Annotated in this window: 16 protein-coding genes; 10 read left to right on the forward strand and 6 right to left on the reverse strand. The window is 67.8% G+C overall.

Going from position 1 to position 19,548, the window contains the following annotated elements:
• The first annotated feature begins 70 nt into the window (after nt 1–70).
• Together AO501_RS16585 and AO501_RS16590 are read left to right on the forward strand one after the other, a co-directional pair.
• The gene (locus tag AO501_RS16585; protein WP_063892877.1) at nt 71–3,250 is read left to right on the forward strand and encodes an adenylate/guanylate cyclase domain-containing protein; all 3,180 of its coding nucleotides are present in this window, start codon (nt 71–73) and stop codon (nt 3,248–3,250) included.
• 168 nt (nt 3,251–3,418) lie between these two features.
• Entirely contained in the window at nt 3,419–4,114 is a 696-nt protein-coding gene (locus AO501_RS16590) for an Rv0518 family GDSL lipase (protein WP_331457933.1), read from the forward strand.
• 257 nt (nt 4,115–4,371) lie between these two features.
• Here the strand turns inward: AO501_RS16590 and AO501_RS16595 are convergent, their stop codons facing one another.
• Together AO501_RS16595 and AO501_RS37280 are read right to left on the reverse strand one after the other, a co-directional pair.
• Nucleotides 4,372–6,495, reverse strand: a complete 2,124-nt coding sequence (locus AO501_RS16595; protein ID WP_055578737.1) for an acyltransferase family protein — start codon at nt 6,493–6,495, stop codon at nt 4,372–4,374.
• A 3-nt stretch (nt 6,496–6,498) separates the two neighbouring features.
• Nucleotides 6,499–7,326: an alpha/beta hydrolase gene (locus AO501_RS37280; protein WP_156452628.1), complete on the reverse strand. Its 828-nt coding sequence runs from the start codon at nt 7,324–7,326 to the stop codon at nt 6,499–6,501.
• Nucleotides 7,327–7,466: 140 nt separating this feature from the next.
• Here AO501_RS37280 and AO501_RS16605 point away from each other — a divergent pair, with 140 nt between their 5' ends.
• On the forward strand, nt 7,467–8,864 hold the full coding sequence (locus tag AO501_RS16605) for an amino acid permease (RefSeq protein WP_082658678.1): 1,398 nt from the start codon (nt 7,467–7,469) through the stop codon (nt 8,862–8,864).
• Between the two features lie 111 nt (nt 8,865–8,975).
• Here AO501_RS16605 and AO501_RS16610 read toward each other — a convergent pair whose 3' ends face one another.
• Nucleotides 8,976–9,245: a WGxxGxxG family protein gene (locus tag AO501_RS16610; protein WP_055578896.1), complete on the reverse strand. Its 270-nt coding sequence runs from the start codon at nt 9,243–9,245 to the stop codon at nt 8,976–8,978.
• A gap of 255 nt (nt 9,246–9,500) precedes the next feature.
• On the opposite strand from AO501_RS16610, the gene AO501_RS16615 reads away from it, so the two are divergent.
• Nucleotides 9,501–11,036: an FAD-dependent oxidoreductase gene (locus AO501_RS16615; RefSeq protein WP_082658679.1), complete on the forward strand. Its 1,536-nt coding sequence runs from the start codon at nt 9,501–9,503 to the stop codon at nt 11,034–11,036.
• A 46-nt stretch (nt 11,037–11,082) separates the two neighbouring features.
• On the opposite strand, the gene AO501_RS16620 is transcribed toward AO501_RS16615, so the two are convergent.
• Genes AO501_RS16620 through AO501_RS16630 form a run of 3 tightly spaced genes read right to left on the reverse strand, consistent with a single transcriptional unit; the run spans nt 11,083 to nt 13,562 of the window.
• On the reverse strand, nt 11,083–12,006 hold the full coding sequence (locus AO501_RS16620) for a ketopantoate reductase family protein (RefSeq protein WP_055578739.1): 924 nt from the start codon (nt 12,004–12,006) through the stop codon (nt 11,083–11,085).
• A gap of 9 nt (nt 12,007–12,015) precedes the next feature.
• Complete coding sequence (locus AO501_RS16625; RefSeq protein ID WP_055578740.1) at nt 12,016–13,173, reverse strand: enolase C-terminal domain-like protein; 1,158 nt, start codon at nt 13,171–13,173, stop codon at nt 12,016–12,018.
• Nucleotides 13,170–13,562: a nitroreductase family deazaflavin-dependent oxidoreductase gene (locus AO501_RS16630; protein WP_055578741.1), complete on the reverse strand. Its 393-nt coding sequence runs from the start codon at nt 13,560–13,562 to the stop codon at nt 13,170–13,172. The genes AO501_RS16625 and AO501_RS16630 overlap by 4 nt, the downstream gene beginning before the upstream one ends.
• Before the next feature lie 58 nt (nt 13,563–13,620).
• Here AO501_RS16630 and hemL point away from each other — a divergent pair, with 58 nt between their 5' ends.
• The 6 genes from hemL to ccsB are packed head-to-tail and all read left to right on the forward strand — an operon-like array spanning nt 13,621 to nt 19,537.
• Complete coding sequence (gene hemL, locus AO501_RS16635; RefSeq protein WP_055578742.1) at nt 13,621–14,940, forward strand: glutamate-1-semialdehyde 2,1-aminomutase; 1,320 nt, start codon at nt 13,621–13,623, stop codon at nt 14,938–14,940.
• Nucleotides 14,940–15,548, forward strand: coding sequence for a histidine phosphatase family protein (locus AO501_RS16640; protein WP_055578743.1), 609 nt, complete (start codon nt 14,940–14,942; stop codon nt 15,546–15,548). The genes hemL and AO501_RS16640 overlap by 1 nt, the downstream gene beginning before the upstream one ends.
• Complete coding sequence (locus AO501_RS16645) at nt 15,545–16,165, forward strand: TlpA disulfide reductase family protein (RefSeq protein ID WP_055578744.1); 621 nt, start codon at nt 15,545–15,547, stop codon at nt 16,163–16,165. Before AO501_RS16640 ends, AO501_RS16645 begins: the two co-directional genes overlap by 4 nt.
• Nucleotides 16,162–16,941 carry a cytochrome c biogenesis CcdA family protein gene (locus tag AO501_RS16650; protein WP_055578745.1) on the forward strand — a complete coding sequence of 260 codons (780 nt, stop codon included), beginning with the start codon at nt 16,162–16,164 and terminating at the stop codon, nt 16,939–16,941. The genes AO501_RS16645 and AO501_RS16650 overlap by 4 nt, the downstream gene beginning before the upstream one ends.
• Complete coding sequence (gene resB, locus AO501_RS16655; protein WP_197419873.1) at nt 16,941–18,566, forward strand: cytochrome c biogenesis protein ResB; 1,626 nt, start codon at nt 16,941–16,943, stop codon at nt 18,564–18,566. Before AO501_RS16650 ends, resB begins: the two co-directional genes overlap by 1 nt.
• A complete protein-coding gene (ccsB, locus tag AO501_RS16660; RefSeq protein WP_055578746.1) occupies nt 18,563–19,537 on the forward strand; it encodes a c-type cytochrome biogenesis protein CcsB in 975 nt (324 codons plus the stop codon). The genes resB and ccsB overlap by 4 nt, the downstream gene beginning before the upstream one ends.
• The last annotated feature ends 11 nt before the right edge of the window (nt 19,538–19,548 follow it).

The raw sequence follows: 19,548 nt of genomic DNA on the forward strand, positions 1-19,548 counted from the left end.
GGGCCCCGGGCCGGCGCAAAACCATTCGATATCCGGCCGTTCCGGCGCAGTCGATGCCACGATATGGGATGTGGACGACGGTCGAGCCTCTGTGGGCGAACTGCTCGATCGCGCCGTGGCGGCGATAAATCGCGGCGACCGCGATACAGCCACATCGCTGGCCGAGCAGGTCCTGACCACCGATCAAAGCAATCCCGATGCCGAAGATCTCCTCGCCATACCGGGCGCCGCCGGCGAATTCCGGCGGCTGACCATCCTTTTTGCGGATCTTGTCGACTCGTCGCGGCTGTCCACCCAGGTGGAACTCGAGACCTATCACCTCCTGGTGAGCCGATATCGCGATCAAGTGGCGCGCGTCGTCGGCAGCTATGGCGGCTATGTGGCGTCGACGAAGGGCGACGGCCTGCTCGCGTTGTTCGGTCACCCCGTCGCACACGAGGATGACCTTCGCCGCGCGTTGCTGGCAGGTTTGGAGATTGCACGTGAAGTGGCTCGACTCGGGGAGCGGGCGCAGCGGCAATTCGGCGTGGGGGTCAGTGTGCGGGTGGGCCTGCATCGTGGCCTGGTCTACCTGGACACAGCTCGCGACGACGTCGACGGGGCGGCGGTCAACCTGGCGGCCCGGGTGGAGAGTTTGGCTCCGCCGGGCACCGTTGTGGTGTCCGAGGCCGTAGCCGCTCTGACGCGCAACGACTTCGATCTCGAACCACGACCGCCGGCAGCGGTGAAGGGTTTTGACGGGCTGGTGACGCACTACCAGGTCCTGGGTGAGCGACAGAAGGAACGATCGAACGGGCAACAAGTGCCGCTCGTCGGTCGTGCACGCGAATTGGCGCGCATCGCCAAAAGCTGGTCTCGTGCTCAGTCCGGCACCCTCACCACGGCCGGGTTGGTCTTCCGCGGTGAGCCGGGCATAGGAAAGAGCCGGCTTGCCGCAGCCGCCTCGGAGCTCGCCAGGAATTCAGGCGCGCCCGTCCTCGAGCTGATCGGCTCGGCCCTGCACGGCGACGTCGGCTTACATCCGGTGCGCACCCTGATCGAGCGGCGGTGCGGCATCGCCCGCGACACGCAGCCGCTGACGCGGCTACGCCTGCTGGAGGCTGAAACCGCAGCGGTAGGCCTGGATTCGGTAACCGCAGTGCCGCTTCTCGCGCCGGTCCTGGGTATCGCCGCCGAACACGGATATCAGGCCGTTGCCGCGGAGGGGCAATCGCTGTACGAACAGATCAGCGATGCGGCGGTTCGATATCTGTTGGCGTGTACGGACGGTTCGCCGGCACTCGTGGTTGCTGAGGACATGCACTGGTTCGACCCTTCGACCATCGAAGTCGTCGGCGCCCTGCTCCGCAGAACGGATTCGCGGATACTCGTTGCGGCGACGGTGCGAACCGGCAGCTGGCCCGGTGGCGGCTGGCCGGTCAAGATCATCGACTTGACACCGTTGACCGACGACGAAACCGATGCGATGGTCTTGTCGATCAATCCGGCGGTCAGCGCCTCTGACCGCGCCACCATCCGGGACCGCTGCGATGGCGTGCCCTTTTTCGTTGAGCAGGTTGTCGCAGGCCTGCTCGAACACGGCGTGCCGGAGGGACTCTACGACTCGCTGTTCGCGCGACTTCACGGCCGGACTGACGTCCTACCCGTCGCACAAGCTGCGGCGGTGATCGGCCGGCACGTCGATCGCGACATTCTCGGCACGGTCGTCGACCTGGATGCGGTCACCGTCGACGACGTACTCGACGAACTCGAGGACGCGCGCGTTCTCGAGCCGTGGGGTATCCACAACTGGAGATTCAGGCACGAGTTATTGCGGGAGCTGGCATACGAACTCGCTCCACCGAGCGTCGCCCGACGACTCCATCTTGAGGTGGGCCACGCCCTGGTCGCCGCGAGCCTTGAACCGGATTGGCCGCTGGTGGCCGGGCATTATGAGCGCGCGGAGGCATTCAGTGACGCGGCCTCGGCATACGAAAGGGCCGCAGCCCAGGCTCGTGGGCGCGGTGCGCTCGACGAGGCCCGCGATGCACTTAACGCCGGGGTCGTCGGGCTCGGACATTGCAGACCGGGTGCGGCACGCGACAGCCAGGAGATGGGGCTGCGGATTCAACGGGGGCTGCTGGCAATTTCGGCGGAAGGCGGTTCGAGTCCCGCCGCACTCGAGGATTTTGAACGATGTATGCAACTCGGTGGTGCCGACCTGAGTAACGACGGGTTGCTTGCCGCGATCACCGGCGTGACGTCGCACTTCGCCGGCCGGGGCGACGCTCGGCGCGCACGACAGGCGGTTGGGTTACTGTCGCTCGCGGCCGAGCAGGGACGCCCCTGGTACCGGCCGGCGGCCGATGCAGCCCTGGGTATCGTGTCCTCTTTTCAGGGTGAGTTCGATTCTGCACAAACATGTTTCACCAACGCAATCTCGAACGCAGACGATCTGGTTGCACACGATGTCAGCTCGGTCTGGGTAATTCCCTATGACCCCATCGCCGCCGCGCATCAGCAGCTCGCCCTCGTGCTGGCGTTTCAGGGAAACTTGGAACAGACTGACCGCGAATTGAAAAGAGCGAACGCCCGGACAGCCACGCTCGGCTTTCCCGAAGGTCCCTACACCGGCACCTTCGGGAGATTCATCGAGAGTTGGATAGCTGAGGAATCCGGGTACCTCGACCGATCCGCGCGTCTGGCCCAGGCTCTCACCGAGGACGCACAACGGTTCGGATTCGAGCAGATCCGACTCTGGGGCGCTACCCAGGACGTCGCAGCCCGCGCCCTCATCGCGCTCAGCCGTCAGGATGTGGGATCGCTTCCGAGCTACGTCACGACGATCACTCGCCTGCTCGACGAGTGGCGAGCCGGCGACCTGAACCTTTACATCAGCTACCAAGAGGCCATTGCAGCCAAATTGCTGGTCGCCGTGGGCAATCCGGTGGAGGCACGGCGTCGGATCGATGCCGAGTTGCGGAACTCCGAGGACACCAAAATGGCGTTCTACAACGCCGAACTGTTGCGGATACGGGCGGCCACGACCGATGATCCCGACGAACGGCGTGCAGATCTCGATGCCGCGCGCGAGCTTGCCCGACGTCAAGGCGCTGCGCTGTTCGAGTTGCGGGCCGCGCTCGACGACTTCGACGCCCGAGGTGACGCGGCCCGGGAAGTGCTGCACGAGGCTGTGTCCCTAGTGCCGGCAAACGGCGGGTGCCCCGAGCTTCGGCAGGCTCAAGAGAAGCTCGCCCCCGCCTGCGACTGACCCCGCGATCAGGTTCGCCTACACCGCCCCGGGGACGCAGCCGTCCCGGAATGCCTCGACGATGTGGCCCGAAGCGGCGGGGCTGCAAGCGAGTTGACCGATAGTTGCACACGGGCACTCGTACGATTTGAGATAGATACATTCCAAGCGTTCGCCGTGGAGGTCGCAGTGACTCGGCTGGCCAGCCTTGCCGTCAGCCTTGCCGTGCTGATGGCCGTGGCTTCCGCATGCCTGATTGATCCGATCCAAGAGCGGCCGTACCGGGCCCTGACACTGGACCTGCGGCTCAAACCCGTCGCCGTGATCGGTGATTCGTACACCACCGGTACCAACGAAGGCGGGCTCGGAGCCAATTCGTGGACCGCCCGGACCTGGCGGTCGCTCACGGTACCCGGCCTGCGTATCGCCAGTGAGGTGGCCGCCGAGGGCAGAGCCGGATATGGGGCGATCGGCGACCACGGCAGCATCTTCCAGGACCTGACAGCCAAGGTGGTGAAACCCGAAGACGTACTGGTGGTGTTCTTCGGTTCCCGCAACGACCAGGACGTCGACCCGGTACTGCTCGCCCAACGTGTCCACGCCACGTTCACTCTGGCCCGCCGGCTTGCGCCGTCGGCGAGGTTCCTGGTGGTCGGCCCGCCGTGGCCGACGGCAGATGTGCCGCTTCCGGTGCTGGTGATTCGGGATGTACTGGCCGGAGCCGCGTGGGCCGCGGGAGCGGATTTCGTCGACCCGATCGGGGACCGCTGGTTTGTGGACCGGCCGGACCTGATCGGATCCGACGGAGTGCACCCGAACGACGCGGGGCACGAGTACCTGGCGGAGAAGATGGTGCCGCTGATTCGCTGGCAACTGTCCCGGTAGGTCTAGGTGAGACGAGTGAACCCTCGCCACCGGGACGTATTGAGTTGCGCCGCCGCAGCTTCAGTCTTCTGCGTGCCTCTCGTAATCCCAACGTTCAAGGCGCGCTTGCAATTGCAATAGACCAAGCCCGGCGACCGGCGCGGCTGCTGAGAGCAGGACCACCAGCATCGGACTCATTTCAAAACCTCCAAAACCCTTCTATTGGTATCACGTTCGCGGTGATCGCATGGTTCATTCGCTGATAATCCGCCGTCGTGTCATTCATTTGTTATGGCTTGATCGGCCAATGCGCCGATGACGGGCGCCAGGAGCTGTGCGTACTCGGTGGTCACGTGGTTGTCGTCGCGAAACACCAGGGTGTTTCCGACGACCAACGGGCAGCGCTGCGTGCTGCAGAACAGATCGGTCAGGTCGGCATAGGAGCCGCCGGCCGCGGTGGTCACCCGCTGTTCGGCAGCGATGCCGTCGCCGTTGGCCGCCACCGACCGCGCCGGTGCGCAGGCGCCGGCGTCGTCCAGGTGCGCCGACAGGCACGTCGGAGCCGAGCCCTGCGGGTCGGCCACCGGACCGAGCACCAGAACCCGCGAGCCCATGCCGCGCAGCTGGGCCACCACCGTGGCCAGCGCGTCGATCCACGCGGGGTCATACGAGGCGAAGCTGAAGTCGGCGTGATAGCGCCGGCTCATGCTCAGCACCACCAGACGCGGTCGTTCGGCCGCAAGCCGGCTCACGATCTCTGCGCGCCATTGCTCGCATTCGGTGTATTTGCGGCCCAGGTAGGGGCTGACGATCGGGATGTCCAGGAACGGGCAGGTGACCTTGGCCATCGTCTCCAGCCGCCAGTGCCGCTGCTCGGCGATCTGCTGTAGGGCCGGGTCCCACATCGCCGCGTGCGAGTCGCCGATCAGCGCGACGGTGGTGGGTGGGTTCGCGTCGCCTTTCACCGAAGCGCATTCGCTCTGACCGACATCGCGCCAGGATCGCATGCAGCCGTTGACGAACACCGCCGCCTTGTCGGCCGGCGCCGCCGCCAGGGACGGATTCAGGTTGGACGGCACGGCCCGCTGTCCGGCCGCCGCCACCAGCATCTCCCTTGCCTGGGTGAACGCCTGCCGGACCGCCGCTTCCCGCGGACTGAGCTGCGGGTCGGGTGCGGGCGGCAGCGCGACGATTCTGGCCTGCGGGGCGGCCGACCCGTGCCCCACCGGGGCAGGCACCGCCGTCAGCAGAACCGCGCACGCGCATGCGGCGACGCCGCTGGCTGCGCCGGCGACGACCAGACTCGCCTTCGCCGAACGGCGCAACCCGGCGGCGAAGCGGCCGGGATTCTCGACGGCGTGCATCGTGATCACGGCCAGGCCGGCGGACACCGTCGTCGCCGCGAGGCGCCCTGGCAACCCGCCGGGATCGCCCAGCATTGGTGGCAGCAGCAACAGGACCGGCCAGTGCCACAGGTACCACGAGTAGGAGACCCGCCCGATCGCCCGCATCGCCGGCGGGCAGAGCACCCGCCCGACGCCCATGCCGCCGGTGACGCAACCCGCGCCGATCACCAGGGCGGTGCCCAGCACCGGGAGCAGCGCCGAGGTGCCGGGGTAGGGGGTGTGGGGGCCCAGCTGGGTGCAGGTCAGCAGGATCAGCGTCAGGCCGCCCCACCCCGCCACTGTCGCGGGAAGCAGGGGCAGTCGCTTCCACTGGTTGATCGTCAGGGCCACCAGACCGCCGGCGGCCAGTTCCCAGGCCCGGGTGGGCAGTGAGAAGAAGGCCCAGGGTGGCGAGGTGTGGGTCCAGACCACCGCCGCAGCCAGTGACGCCGCGCCGACGAGTGTCACGACCACCAGGTGCGGCGCGTTGCGCGGTGTGTCGCCGCGGGCGATACGACGGGCCAGATACGCCGTTCCGATGATCAGGGCCGGCCACACCAGGTAAAACTGTTCCTCCACTCCGAGAGACCAGTAGTGCTGGAACGGCGACGGGGGCAGGTCAGAGATCATGTAGTCGGTGTTCTGCACGGCGAAGCGGTAGTTGCCGACGTAGAGCATGCTGGCGATGCCGTCCACGAACACCCGCCGGGCCTGCAACGGCGGCAGCACCGCCGCCGCGACAACAGCCGTGACGACCCCGACGGTCGCGGCTGCCGGCAGCAGGCGACGCGCGCGGGCGGCGTAGAAACGGCCCAGCGCAACGGTTTCGGTGGCTTGCACCTCACGCCACAGCAGCCCGGTGATCAGGAACCCGGAGATAACGAAGAAGACGTCCACACCGATGTAGCCGCCGGCGATGCCGGGAATGCCGGCGTGATACAGAACGACGGCGACGACCGCGACGGCGCGTAGCCCCTCGATGTCCGGACGGAACGGGGCGCGGTCCTGCTGAGCCACGGGTTAGGTCGCCATCCAAGCGAGTTCACCGGGCAACTGTGCACGCCAGTAGTCGACGTCGTGCCCGCCCGGCGAGAACGTGCCGGCGGGCTTCTTCTTCAGTTGGCTGACGAATTGGCTGGATGCGAAGAAGAACCGGTCGCCGATGCCGCAGTCGACCCGGATGGGAATGGAGTTCAGCACCGGGAGGCCGAACACGGTGTTGCGGTTCCAGTCGTCGATGCTGTCGAAGGCCCCGGGCGCGCTGCCGATGTAGGACATATACAGGGCCGGACTGATCGCGCAGATGCCCGCGGTACGGGCCGGCCCCAGCCGGGCGCCCAGCAGCAGCGCGCCGTAACCGCCCATCGACCAGCCCAGGAATCCCACGCGCGAGGTGTCCATGCCCATCGACGCCAGCATCGGCAACAGCTCCTCGAGCACCATGGTGCCGGAGTCCTCGCCATTGGCCCGCCGGTGCCAGTAGCTGTCCGGACCGCCGTCCACGCCCACCACGGCGAACGGCGGTTTGCCCTCGCTGACCAGTTGCGCGAGCGCGTCCTCCACGCCGCAGTCCAGCATCATGTTCGCGTCGCCGTCCTTGCCGTGCAGCGCGATGACCGGTCGCAGCATCTTGGTCTGGCCGGGCGGCATGGCGATGACCCAGTTGGTCTTGATGCCGCCCCGGGCGGCCGAGACGAAAGAGCCGGTGAGTTTGGTGGGCAGCGTCTTGCCCGCGGTCGGCGGGTCGAACGGGGCGGGCGCCGAGGGCGCGGCCAGACTGGTGAGTGGGTCGAGCAGGGCGCTCAGCGCCCAGACGCCGGCCGCACCGGCACCGGCGCCGGCACCCATGCGCAGCACCGAGCGGCGGGTCAGGTCGGCCACGATCGTCAATAATGCCGCGCTGAAGGCGGTTTGACGCCCCTGCCACGCCGTATCGCAAGGGACTCGTAACGACGGCGTGATACACGCCGAACTGCTAGCGTCCGGTGATGCGGGACGACCGGGACGACCGGGAACACGAAAAAGCCACGCTGAAGCAAGGACTTTCGCAGCGCCAGCTCAGCATGATCGCCATCGGTGGGGTGATCGGCGCCGGACTGTTCGTCGGCTCGGGCGTGGTGATCAAGGAAACCGGTCCCGCCGCATTCCTGACCTACGCGATCTGCGGTCTGCTGATCGTCCTGGTGATGCGGATGCTGGGTGAGATGGCGGCGGCGAATCCGTCGACCGGATCGTTCGCCGACTATGCCGCGACCGCGCTGGGTGGTTGGGCCGGATTCTCCGTCGGCTGGTTGTACTGGTACTTCTGGGTCATCGTCGTCGGGTTTGAGGCGGTCGCAGGCGGCAAGGTGCTGAACTACTGGTTCCCGGCGCCGCTGTGGCTGTCCGCGTTGTGCCTGATGGTGCTGATGACGGCCACCAACCTGTTCTCGGTGTCCTCGTTCGGAGAGTTCGAATTCTGGTTCGCCGGAATCAAAGTCGCGACGATCGTGATCTTCCTGGGGGTGGGTGCGGCATTCGTTTTCGGTCTGCTGCCCGGCAGTCACCTGGACTTCTCCAACCTCACCTCCCATGGCGGCTTCTTTCCCAAGGGAGTGGCGGCGGTATTCGCCGCCATTGTGGTGGTGATCTTTTCCATGGTGGGGGCCGAAGTCGTCACCATTGCCGCCGCGGAGAGCCGCGATCCCGCACGCGCGATCGCCAAAGCGACGAGGTCGGTGGTCGCCCGCATCGTCATCTTCTTCGTCGGGTCGGTCCTGCTGTTGGTGGTCATCATGCCGTGGAACTCAGTGGAACTCGGTGCCTCCCCGTACGTGGCGGCCCTGCGGCACATGGGTCTGCCCGGCGCAGACCAGATCATGAACGCGGTGGTGCTGACCGCGGTGCTGTCGTGTCTGAACTCCGGTCTTTACACCGCATCTCGGATGCTGTTCGTGCTGGCCGGGCGCCATGAGGCACCTGAGCGACTGGTCAGACTCAGCAGTCGCGGTGTGCCGGCGACCGCGATCGTATGTTCTTCGCTGGTGGGCTTTCTCTGTGTGCTGATGGCCTGGCTGTCGCCCAACACCGTTTTTCTGTTCCTGCTCAACTCTTCCGGCGCCGTGATCCTGTTCGTCTACCTGCTCATCGCGGCATCGCAGATCATCCTGCGGCGGCGGACATCCGCGGAGCAGCTACGGGTCAAGATGTGGCTGTTCCCAGTGCTTTCGATCCTGACAGCGACGGGAATCGTTGCGGTTCTTGTGCAGATGGGCTTTGACCGGGCCACCCGAAGCCAGTTGTCGCTGAGCCTGCTGTCCTGGGTCGTGGTGGTCGCGGTGTACTTCCTCACGCCTTACTTCCGTCGTAACAGACTGCCGCGCAGTCGAATTGGTGAACAGGGCTGAAGTAAACAGTTTGGACCACTGTTGCGCGGGTAGCTCGGGCCCAGACACATACGCAACAGCCCTGGGACCCCCACCAGCGCAGGGCGCTGACGGGGGCGTGCAACCACGGCGTTACACCGGGGGTCGTGGGGTGACGGCAGGTTGGATGGCGGCGTCGGTGTTGTTGCGACGCTTCAGTCCGGCCAGTCCGGCCAGACCCAGGAGGCCGGCGAGACCCCACAGACCGGTGTTGTCACTCTCATGAGTGTTGTTGTCGGTGTCGGCCAGCGTGGTGGTCGTCGACGACGGCGCCGGGGCGTGTTCGACGGACGCGTTCGCTACGCCTGCCCCACCGAGGGCGAGTGCGGCGGTTGTGCAGCAGACTGCAAGTGTTTTACGCATGGGGTACTCCTTTCGGCCGCGAACGGCCGGAAACGGATTCGAACCAGGTTGATCTAGTTCGTCGGACGACGCCGCGAGTGACTCCGGCGCCGCGCTCCACTGGTACCCGGGCATTCATGGCTAAAACCTCGGCGACGCAAAATCGTCGGACAGCGAAAAATAATGCCGCGCAGCGAAATAACGTTCTCCTGGCTAACTCGGCGATGGTGATCCGCCCACCGTTTCGTTCCAGGGTGGCTGGGTACTTCGTATGCCATGGTGTCACTGTGGTTGGACGACCGGGGCGCAACGCCGTGGTCAGGCAGGACCTCCGGGACCGCCGAGGGATCTGCCGACGTGGTCGTGGTGGGAGCCGGTATCACCGGCTTGATAACGGCGGTGCTACTCGCACGCGCGGGTAAGGACGTGCTGGTTCTGGAGGCCCGTACGGTGGGGGCCGGAGCCAGCGGCAACACGACCGCGAAGCTCAGCTTGCTGCAGAGCACCCACTTGAGCAAAATCCTTGCGCGGCATGGCCGAAGCACCGCCCGGGCCTACGTCGAGGGCAACCGGGAGGGGATGGAGTGGGTGTTGCACCATTGCGACACTCACGGAATCGACGTGCAGCGGGAAGACGCGTACACCTACGCGCAATCGGCGCGGGGAGTGCCGTCGGCGCGCGCTGAGTGGTTGGCGTGCGGTGCCGTCGGGCTTCCGGTCACCTGGGACGACCGTGCCGACGTTCCGTTCTCGTTCCATGGCGGGGTGCGGCTGCCCGACCAGGCGCAGTTCGATCCGGTCCCATTCCTGGACAGCCTGGTCGTCGAGTTGCTGGACCGCGGCGGTCGGCTGGTCGAGGGCGCGAGGGTCCGCAAAGTCGCCGGTAGCGGTGACGGCCTGAGGCTGCACGTCCATACCGGTAGCGGAGAGCAGACCGACGAGGGCACCGAAGCAGACACCGAGGTGTTCGCGCGGCAACTGGTGCTCGCGACAGGCATCCCGATTCTCGATCGCGGTGGGTATTTCGCCAGGCTGAAGCCGAGCCGCTCCTACTGCATGGCCTACCGGGTGCCCGGCCCGATCACGCGGGCAATGATGATCTCCACCGATTCGCCGACCCGTTCCGTCCGCTACGCCCCGACCGACGACGGTGAACTGCTGATCGTCGGCGGCGCGGGTCATACGGTGGGTCGCAAGAAGAGTCCGTCGATTGCGCTGGCCGAACTCGACGAGTGGACGCGCAAGCACTTTCCCGGCGCCGAGCAGACGCACTACTGGTCGGCGCAGGACTACACGCCCATCGATCAATTGCCGTACGTGGGACCGATCCTTCCCGGCAATGAAAAGATCTTTGTGGCAACGGGTTTCAACAAGTGGGGGATGACCAATGGCCCAGCCGCCGCGCTGGCGCTGTCCAGCCGCATCCTGGGTGGCCGGATGGACTGGGCCGGCGCGTTCGCGAGCTGGAGCCCGCACGAATTGTCCGGGGTGACAACGGCACTGAGCGCCAACATGGAGGTCGGCTTCAACCTGGCCCGCGGCTGGGTCACTCCGGCTACCCGAATCGGGCGCCGTGACCCCAAGCCGGACGAGGGCGGTGTGGTCAGCGGGCCGCCGTGGGACCTGCAGGCGCGATGCGTCGTCGACGGAGTCGAGCACGTGGTGTCGCCCGTGTGCACCCACCTGGGCGGAATCGTGAACTGGAACGACGCGGACAAGGCGTGGGAGTGCCCGCTGCATGCGTCGCGGTTCGCGCCGGACGGGACGCTGCTGGAGGGCCCGGCCACCACGGACCTGACCCGGTCCAAGTGACCTGGGTACGCCCCGGTCACCGGGGGACAGCCGATTCTGTAGGTCGCTACGTTGTACTCCAACGGTTTTCGATGGCCTTGACCAATGCGGTCAGGGTGGCGTTGACCGGGGCGTCGACACCCACGCGGGCTCCCTGGCGCGGTACGGCGCCGTTGATGACGTCGATCTCGCTGACTCGGCGCGCTTCGTGATCCAGTAGGGCCGAGGGCTTCGCGTCCGGCATCCCGGCGCCGAAGGCACGCACGTGTTCGACGGGATCGGGGACATCGATGTTGATGTCCGACGCGACGGCCACCCGCCACGCTTCCTTTGCTGCTGCGCGGCTGACCGGGCCCATCTCCGGGTCGTCCATCACCTGGCCGACCGTCATCCCGGTCAGTGCGCACGGTGCGCTGTAGGCGACGTTGCAGATCAGTTTCTCCCACTGCATGGCGGCGATGTCGGTCACCGCCGCGGCGTCGAAACCGGCATCCGCCCACGCCCGGGCGATCGACTCGACCGTCGACTGCGGCAGCACCGAATAGGCGCCGAAACGCATGGCGCGCATGGCGTTGTGATGGACGTGGCCGGGCGCCACCCGGGCTGCGCCGAACCCGCTGGCGATGCCGACGGCGAGCCGACCGTCGCCGACGATGCCGGCGACGGTCTCCGCGGAGCCGAGGCCGTTCTGGATGCTCAGCACCGGGGTGTTTTCGCCCAGCATCGGAAGTGCCTGCTGCGCAGCGGTTGTCACGTCAGCCGCCTTGACGGCCAGCACGATCAGGTCCATGGTCTCGTTCGGTGCGATGGTGCTCGCCCGCAGTTGCGCCGTCTGGTCGTAGCCCGGCCCGGTGACCCGCAGTCCGTGTCGCGCGATCTGGTCGACACCGGCTTGGTGCCGGTCGACGACCAGCACGTCGTTGCCCGCACCGGCCAGCTTCGCGGCGTAGATGGAACCCATTGCGCCGCAACCGATTATCGCAACCTTCATGCTGTGCTCCTAAGCCGTCAACTCGACGATCGCCTCGGCCAGGCCGCTCTTGCGCTCCAGCCCGAAGCCCGGTGCGTCCGTCGGCGCGATCCTGCCGCCGAGCAGTGCGCAGCCGTCGGAGTAGCCCCCGAACGGCTGGAAGACGCCGGGGTAGGACTCACACCCGCCCAGGCCCAGTCCGGCGGCGATGTGCAGGTTGATCAGATGTCCGCCGTGCGGATAGGCGAACCGGCGGTCGAAGCCGTGCGACTCGAGCACCTCGAGCATCCTGGCGTATTCACCGAGCCCGTAGCTCAGCCCGGCATCCATCTGGAAGATGTCGCGGTCCGCGCGCATGCCGCCGTACCGGACCAGGTTGACGACGTCGGGCACCGAGAACAGGTTCTCCCCGGTGGCGATCGGACCGTCGTATTGCTGGGCAACAGCGTCGTTCAATGCGAAGTCCAGCGGATCGCCCGGTTCCTCGTACCAGCGCAGGCGATAGGCCGCCAGGGCCTCGGCCCACTCGACGGCCGCGGAACGGTCGAACCTGCCGTTGGCGTCCACCGCGACACGGGCGCCGTCGCCGATGACGTCGATGACTGCCTCCACCCGGGCCAGATCCTCCGGCATCGGCGCCCCGCCGATCTTCATCTTCACTGCCGCATAGCCGAGGTCGAGGTAGGACCGCATCTCATCGCGCAGCGTGTCCAGGCCGGCTCCCGGGTAGTAGTACCCGCCGGCGGCGTACACGGGGACCGACGCCAGCGGCTCGCGCCCGAACCGGCGCGCGATGGTCGCACAGGCGGGCTCGTCAACGAGTTTGGCGTTCAGATCCCAGCACGCGAGTTCCAGCGCGGCGGCCGCGGCGGCCCGGTCGCCGTGTCCGCCCGGCTTCTCGTCCCGCAGCGCGCAGGCCAGCACGGCCGCCGGGTCGAGCCGTCCCGAGTCGTCCAGCAGGGTGTCCGGGGCCGCGGCGAGCACCCGCGGAATCATCCGGTCCCGCAGGATCCCGCTCTGGGCGAACCGGCCGATCGAATCGAAGGCGATCCCGGCCACCCGTCTGCCGTCGTGGACACCGATCAGCGCCACCAGCGACACGGTGTGCCCGGAGAAATTCACCAGCGCGTTCGCCGGACTCCCGCGGAGTGCGACCGCACGCTCCCGGATCTCGGTGAGATGCGTCACTCGCTTCGAGTGAGCAACACGGCTTCCTCGAACGGAAGCCTGGCGAATACCCGCGGGGCGCTGCGCACGTGCGGCGCCGCCTCGGCCTTGCTGACGACCCGCGGGTCGGTGACGCCGACCGTCTTGCCGTGGCGACGCAACCGGCCGCCGCCGGCGGCCTTGATGTTCTTGAGCCAGTCGCGGTTCGGGCCGTAGGTCAACAGGATCGCGTACCCGGGCCTGCCGTCGATCTCGGCGTTGAACACAGCCAACGGGGTGCGATAGGCGGTGCCGGAGCGGCGGCCGACATGCTCGAGAATGCCGTGCAGGGGGATCCAGCCGGCCCACATCCGCTGAATGGGGTTGGTGACACGCCGGTTGAACCGGGCCAGTCCTTGGGGAAGTTGCATGACGTAACTCTTACACCCTGTAGTTGAACCTGTCGGCGTGGCTGGGACACTGGTCGGCATGGGGATCGACCAGACAACCGCGCAGGTGCGCGCCTCGGCGCAGCTGTTCTCCGACGCCTGCGCGGTGATACCCGGCGGGGTGAACTCGCCGGTGCGGGCGTTCTCCGCGGTGGGCGGAACTCCGCGGTTCATCACCGAGGCCCACGGCTGCCGGCTCACCGATGCCGACGGCAACACCTACGTCGACCTGGTCTGCTCCTGGGGCCCGATGATCCTGGGCCACGCACACCCGGCCGTCGTCGACGCCGTCAGCAAGGCCGCCGCCCACGGACTCTCATTCGGGGCCCCGACGCCCGCCGAGACCGAGCTGGCCACCGAGATCATCGGCCGGGTCGCTCCCGTCGAGCGGATCCGGCTGGTGAACTCCGGCACCGAAGCCACCATGAGCGCAATCCGGCTGGCGCGCGGCTTCACCGGACGGCCCAAGATCGTCAAGTTCTCCGGGTGCTACCACGGGCACGCGGACGCGCTGCTGGCCGACGCGGGTTCGGGCGTGGCCACCCTGGGGCTGCCGTCCTCGCCGGGAGTCACCGGAGCGGCCGCGGCCGACACGATCGTGTTGCCCTACAACGACATCGACGCCGTGCGGGAGGTTTTCGCCCAAGCCGGTGACCAGATAGCCGCGGTGATAACCGAAGCGAGCCCCGGCAACATGGGGGTCGTCCCGCCGGCACCGAATTACAACGCGGGGCTGCGGGCGGTCACCAGCGAACATGGGGCGCTGCTGATCTCCGACGAAGTCATGACCGGCTTCCGGGTGAGCCGAAGTGGTTGGTACGGAATCGATCCCGTGGCCGCCGATCTCTTCACCTTCGGCAAGGTGATGAGTGGCGGCCTACCCGCGGCGGCGTTCGGCGGCCGGGTCGAGGTGATGGAGCGGCTGGCCCCGCTCGGGCCGGTGTATCAGGCCGGCACGCTGTCGGGTAACCCGGTGGCGATGGCGGCCGGGCTGGCCACCCTGCGCGCCGCGGACGACTCGGTGTACGCGGCCCTGGATGCCAACGCCGACCGGCTGGCCGCGCTGTTGGCTGACGCCCTGACCAATGCCGCTGTGCCACACGTCATTCAGCGAGCGGGCAATATGCTCAGCGTGTTCTTCACCGACGCGCCGGTGACCGACTTCGCCGCCGCGCGGGCCACCCAGACCTGGCGTTATGCCCCGTTCTTTCATGCCCTGCTCGACGCTGGCGTCTACCCGCCGTGCAGTGCCTTCGAAGCGTGGTTCGTCTCGGCCGCGCTCGACGACAGCGCCTTCGAGCGGATCGCCGACGCGCTACCCGCCGCGGCCGCAGCCGCGGCACAGGAGGAGAAACCCTGATGGCCGAACAGACCCGGGTCCATGTGATACGGCACGGCGAGGTGCACAACCCCAGCGGCATCCTCTACGGCCGGCTGCCCGGTTTCCGCCTCTCGGACAATGGCGCCGCGCAGGCCGCCGCGGTCGCGGACTTTCTGTCAGACCGCGACATCGTGGCTGTGGTCGCCTCGCCGCTGCAGCGGGCCCAGGAGACCGCCGCACCCATCGCCGCCCGGCACAACCTGCCGGTGGACACCGATCCCGACCTGATCGAGTCGGCGAACTTCTTCGAAGGCCGCAAGGTGGGCCCGGGCGACGGCGCCTGGCGCGACCCGCGGGTGTGGTGGCAACTGCGCAATCCCTTCACCCCGTCCTGGGGCGAGCCGTACAGCGAGATCGCGGCCCGGATGGCGGCGGCGGCGGACAAGGCGCGGGCGCGCGCCGCGGGCCACGAGGTGGTCTGCGTCAGTCACCAGCTGCCGGTGTGGACGCTGCGCATGCACGTGACCGGCCGTCGGCTCTGGCACGACCCGCGGCGGCGCGAGTGCGGTCTGGCGTCGGTGACATCGCTGGTCTATGACGGCGACCGGCTGGTCGACGTCGAATACGCGGAACCGGCGGCCGGATGAAGGTAGGGCGCTGGTTCATCGCGGCGGCGGTGGTGGCGGGGCTGCTCACGGGCTGCTCCGGACGTGACGCGGTCGCGCAGGGCGGCACCTTCGAGTTCGTCTCTCCCGGCGGCAAGACCGACATCCTCTACGACCCGCCGCAAAGCCGCGGCCGCCCCGGACCGCTGTCCGGGCCCAGCCTGACCGACCCCTCGCGGACCCTGTCGCTGAACGACTTCCCGGGCCAGGTCGTCGTCATCAACGTGTGGGGCCAGTGGTGCGGCCCGTGCCGGGCCGAAATCGGGCAGTTGCAGCGGGTGTATGACGCGACCCGCGATTCCGGCGTCTCCTTCCTCGGGATCGACGTCCGGGACAACAGCCGCGAGGCGGCCCAGGATTTCGTCAATGACCGGCACGTCACGTTTCCGTCGATCTACGACCCGCCGATGCGCACCCTGATCGCCTTCGGCGGCAAGTATCCGACCACCGTCATTCCGTCGACGCTGGTGCTGGACCGCCAGCACCGGGTGGCCGCGGTGTTCCTGCGTGAACTGCTCGCCGAGGATCTGCTGCCGGTGGTGCAGCGAATCGCCGCGGAGAGTGCCGGCGGGCCCTCGGCCGGTTCGGGACCGCAGTGACCGGTTTCGCCCACATCGCCTCCGCCGGGCCACTGGTGGTGGCACTGGGTGCCTGCCTGCTGGCCGGCCTGGTGTCGTTCGCGTCGCCGTGCGTGGTGCCGCTGGTGCCGGGTTACCTCTCGTATCTGGCCGCGGTCGTGGGGGTGGACGAGGCGGACAGCCCCGGCACGCTGAAGGCGCCGCCGGCCGCGCGCTGGCGGGTCGCCGGGTCGGCGGCGCTGTTCGTCGCCGGCTTCACCATGGTGTTCGTGCTGGGCACCGTCGTCGTGCTCGGCATGACCACCGCGTTGATCACCAATCAGATGCTGCTGCAGCGCGTCGGCGGGGTGTTGACGATCGTCATGGGCCTGGTCTTCGTCGGGCTGATCCCGGCGTTGCAGCGCCAGGCCCGGTTCAGCCCACGGCAGCTGACCTCGGTTGCGGGAGCGCCCCTGCTGGGTGCGGTGTTCGCGCTCGGCTGGACGCCGTGCCTGGGGCCGACGCTGACCGGGGTGATCACCGTGGCCTCGGCGACCGACGGCGCGAACGTGGCCCGCGGGATAGCGCTGGTGATCGCGTACTGCCTGGGGCTGGGTATCCCGTTCGTGTTGCTGGCGTTCGGCTCGGCCAGCGCGATGGCCGGCCTGGGCTGGCTGCGCCGCCACGCCCGGGCGATCCAGGTGTTCGGCGGTGTGCTGTTGATCGCGGTCGGCACGGCGCTGGTCACCGGGGTGTGGAACGACTTCGTGTCGTGGCTGCGCGACGCCTTCGTCTCCGATGTCAGGCTGCCGATCTGATGGCGCGTCTGTTCGCGCCCAGGGCGCTCGCGGGGAGGGTGCGCAACACCTGGCGGTCGTTGACGTCCATGGGCACCGCTTTGGTCCTGCTTTTCCTGCTCGCCCTCGGCGCGATTCCCGGAGCGCTGCTGCCGCAGCGCAGCCTCAACGCCGGCAAGGTCGAGGAGTACCTGCACACCCACCCGATGATCGGGCCGTGGCTCAACGAGCTGCAGGCCTTCGACGTCTTTTCCAGCTTCTGGTTCACCGCCATCTACGTGCTGCTGTTCGTGTCGCTGGTCGGCTGCCTGACCCCGCGGATCTTCGAACACGCCCGTAGCCTGCGGGCCCACCCGGTGGCCGCGCCGCGCAACCTGTCCAGGCTGCCCAAGCACGCCGAAGCCCGAGCGTTCGGTGATCCCGAGACCCTGGCCACGACCGTCACCGACCGGCTGCGGGGCTGGCGCACCAGCGTCAGGCGCAGCGGCGCAACCGTCGAGGTCTCCGGCGAGAAGGGGTACCTGCGCGAGTTCGGCAACCTGGTCTTCCACTTCTCGTTGCTCGGTCTGCTGGTCGCCGTCGCCGCCGGCAAGCTGTTCGGCTACGAGGGCAACGTGATCGTCATCGCCGACGGCGGCCCGGGATTCTGTTCGGCGTCGCCGGCGGCATTCGACTCGTTCCGCGCCGGCAACACCGTCGACGGCACCTCGTTGCACCCGATCTGCCTGCGGGTCAACAACTTCCAGGCCAACTACCTCCCGTCCGGGCAGGCCACCTCGTTCGCCGCCGACATCGCATACCAGGCCGGGGACGACCTGACGTCGAACACCTGGCGGCCCTACCGGCTCGAGGTCAACCACCCGCTGCGCATCGGCGGCGACCGGGTCTACCTGCAGGGGCACGGTTACGCGCCCACCTTCACCGTGACGTTCCCCAACGGCCAGACCCGCACCTCGACCGTGCAGTGGCGACCCGACAACCCGCAGACCCTGCTGTCCTCCGGCGTGGCGCGCATCGATCCGCCGGCTGGCAGCTACCCCACCGCCGAGGAGCGCCGGCAACACGAGATCGCCATCCAGGGACTGCTGGCGCCCACCGAACAGCTCGACGGCACGCTGTTGTCGTCGCGGTTCCCGGCGCTCAACGACCCGGCGGTGGCCATCGACATCTACCGGGGCGACACCGGCCTGGACACCGGACGGCCCCAGTCGCTGTTCAACCTGGACCCTCGCCTGATCGAACAGGGCCGGTTGACCAAGGAGAAGCGGGTCAATCTGCGCGTCGGTGACCAGGTGCGGATCGACCAGGGCCCCGCGGCCGGCACGACGGTCCGCTTCGACGGCGCCGTGCCGTTCGTCAACCTGCAGGTCTCGCACGACCCCGGACAGATCTGGGTACTGGTGTTCGCCATCTCGATGATGGCCGGGCTGTTGGTGTCGCTGCTGGTGCGCCGGCGCCGGGTGTGGGTTCGCCTGACGCCGGTCACCGGCACACCAGATACGGTTGACGTCGAATTGGGCGGTCTGGCGCGCACCGACAACTCCGGATGGGGTGACGAGTTCGAGCGGCTGACCGAGCGGTTGGTGGCCGGGTTCGGCGAAGTCCCAGCTGCCGAGCGAGCCGAAACGAAAGTGGACGTCACATGAACACCCAGCACATCAACATCGGCCTGGCCCGGTACTCCGACTGGGCGTTCACGTCGGCCGTGGTGGCACTGGTCGTGGCGCTGCTGCTGCTGGCCTACGAACTCGCCTACGTCCGCGCCCGCAAGCTGGAACCGGTGGCCGTGGCCGCCGGGACGGTGACCACCGACAGCGCCGCGCCCGGGATCGTAGCCGAGACGCCGGGCCGGCCACTGGACGAACGTGTCGGTCGAGCCGGCCTGGCGGTGCTCTACCTCGGCATGGGACTGCTGTTCGCCTGCATCGTGCTGCGTGGGCTGGCCACCATGCGGGTGCCCTGGGGCAACATGTACGAGTTCATCAACCTGACCTGCATGTCCGGATTGATCGCCGGCGCTGTCGTGCTGCGCCGCCCGCAGTACCGGCCGTTGTGGGTGTTCCTGCTGCTGCCGATCCTGATCCTGCTGACCGTCTCCGGGCGGTGGCTCTACGCCAACGCCGCACCGGTGATGCCCGCCCTGCAGTCCTACTGGCTGCCGATCCACGTCTCGGTGGTCAGTCTCGGCTCGGGTGTGTTCATGGTCGCCGGCATCGCGAGCATCCTGTTCCTGCTGCGCACGTCGCGGTTCGGCGACCCTGAAGCCGAAGGCAGACTCCCGCGGCTGGTACAGCGGTTCCCGGACGCCCAGACGCTGGACCGGATCGCCTACCGCACCACCATCTTCGCCTTCCCGGTGTTCGGATTCGGGGTCATCTTCGGGGCGATCTGGGCGGAGGAAGCGTGGGGCCGCTACTGGGGATGGGACCCCAAGGAAACGGTGTCCTTCATCGCATGGGTGGTGTACGCCGCGTACCTGCATGCCAGGTCAACCGCGGGTTGGCGGGATCGCAAGGCCGCCTGGATCAACGTCGTGGGATTCGTCGCCATGGTCTTCAACCTGTTCTTCGTTAACCTGGTGACGGTCGGCCTGCACTCCTACGCGGGCGTCGGCTGACCCAGGGCCAG

The sequence above is a fragment of the Mycobacterium gordonae genome (assembly GCF_001417955.2).
In the GTDB taxonomy this organism is placed as follows: Bacteria; Actinomycetota; Actinomycetes; order Mycobacteriales; family Mycobacteriaceae; genus Mycobacterium; species Mycobacterium gordonae_B.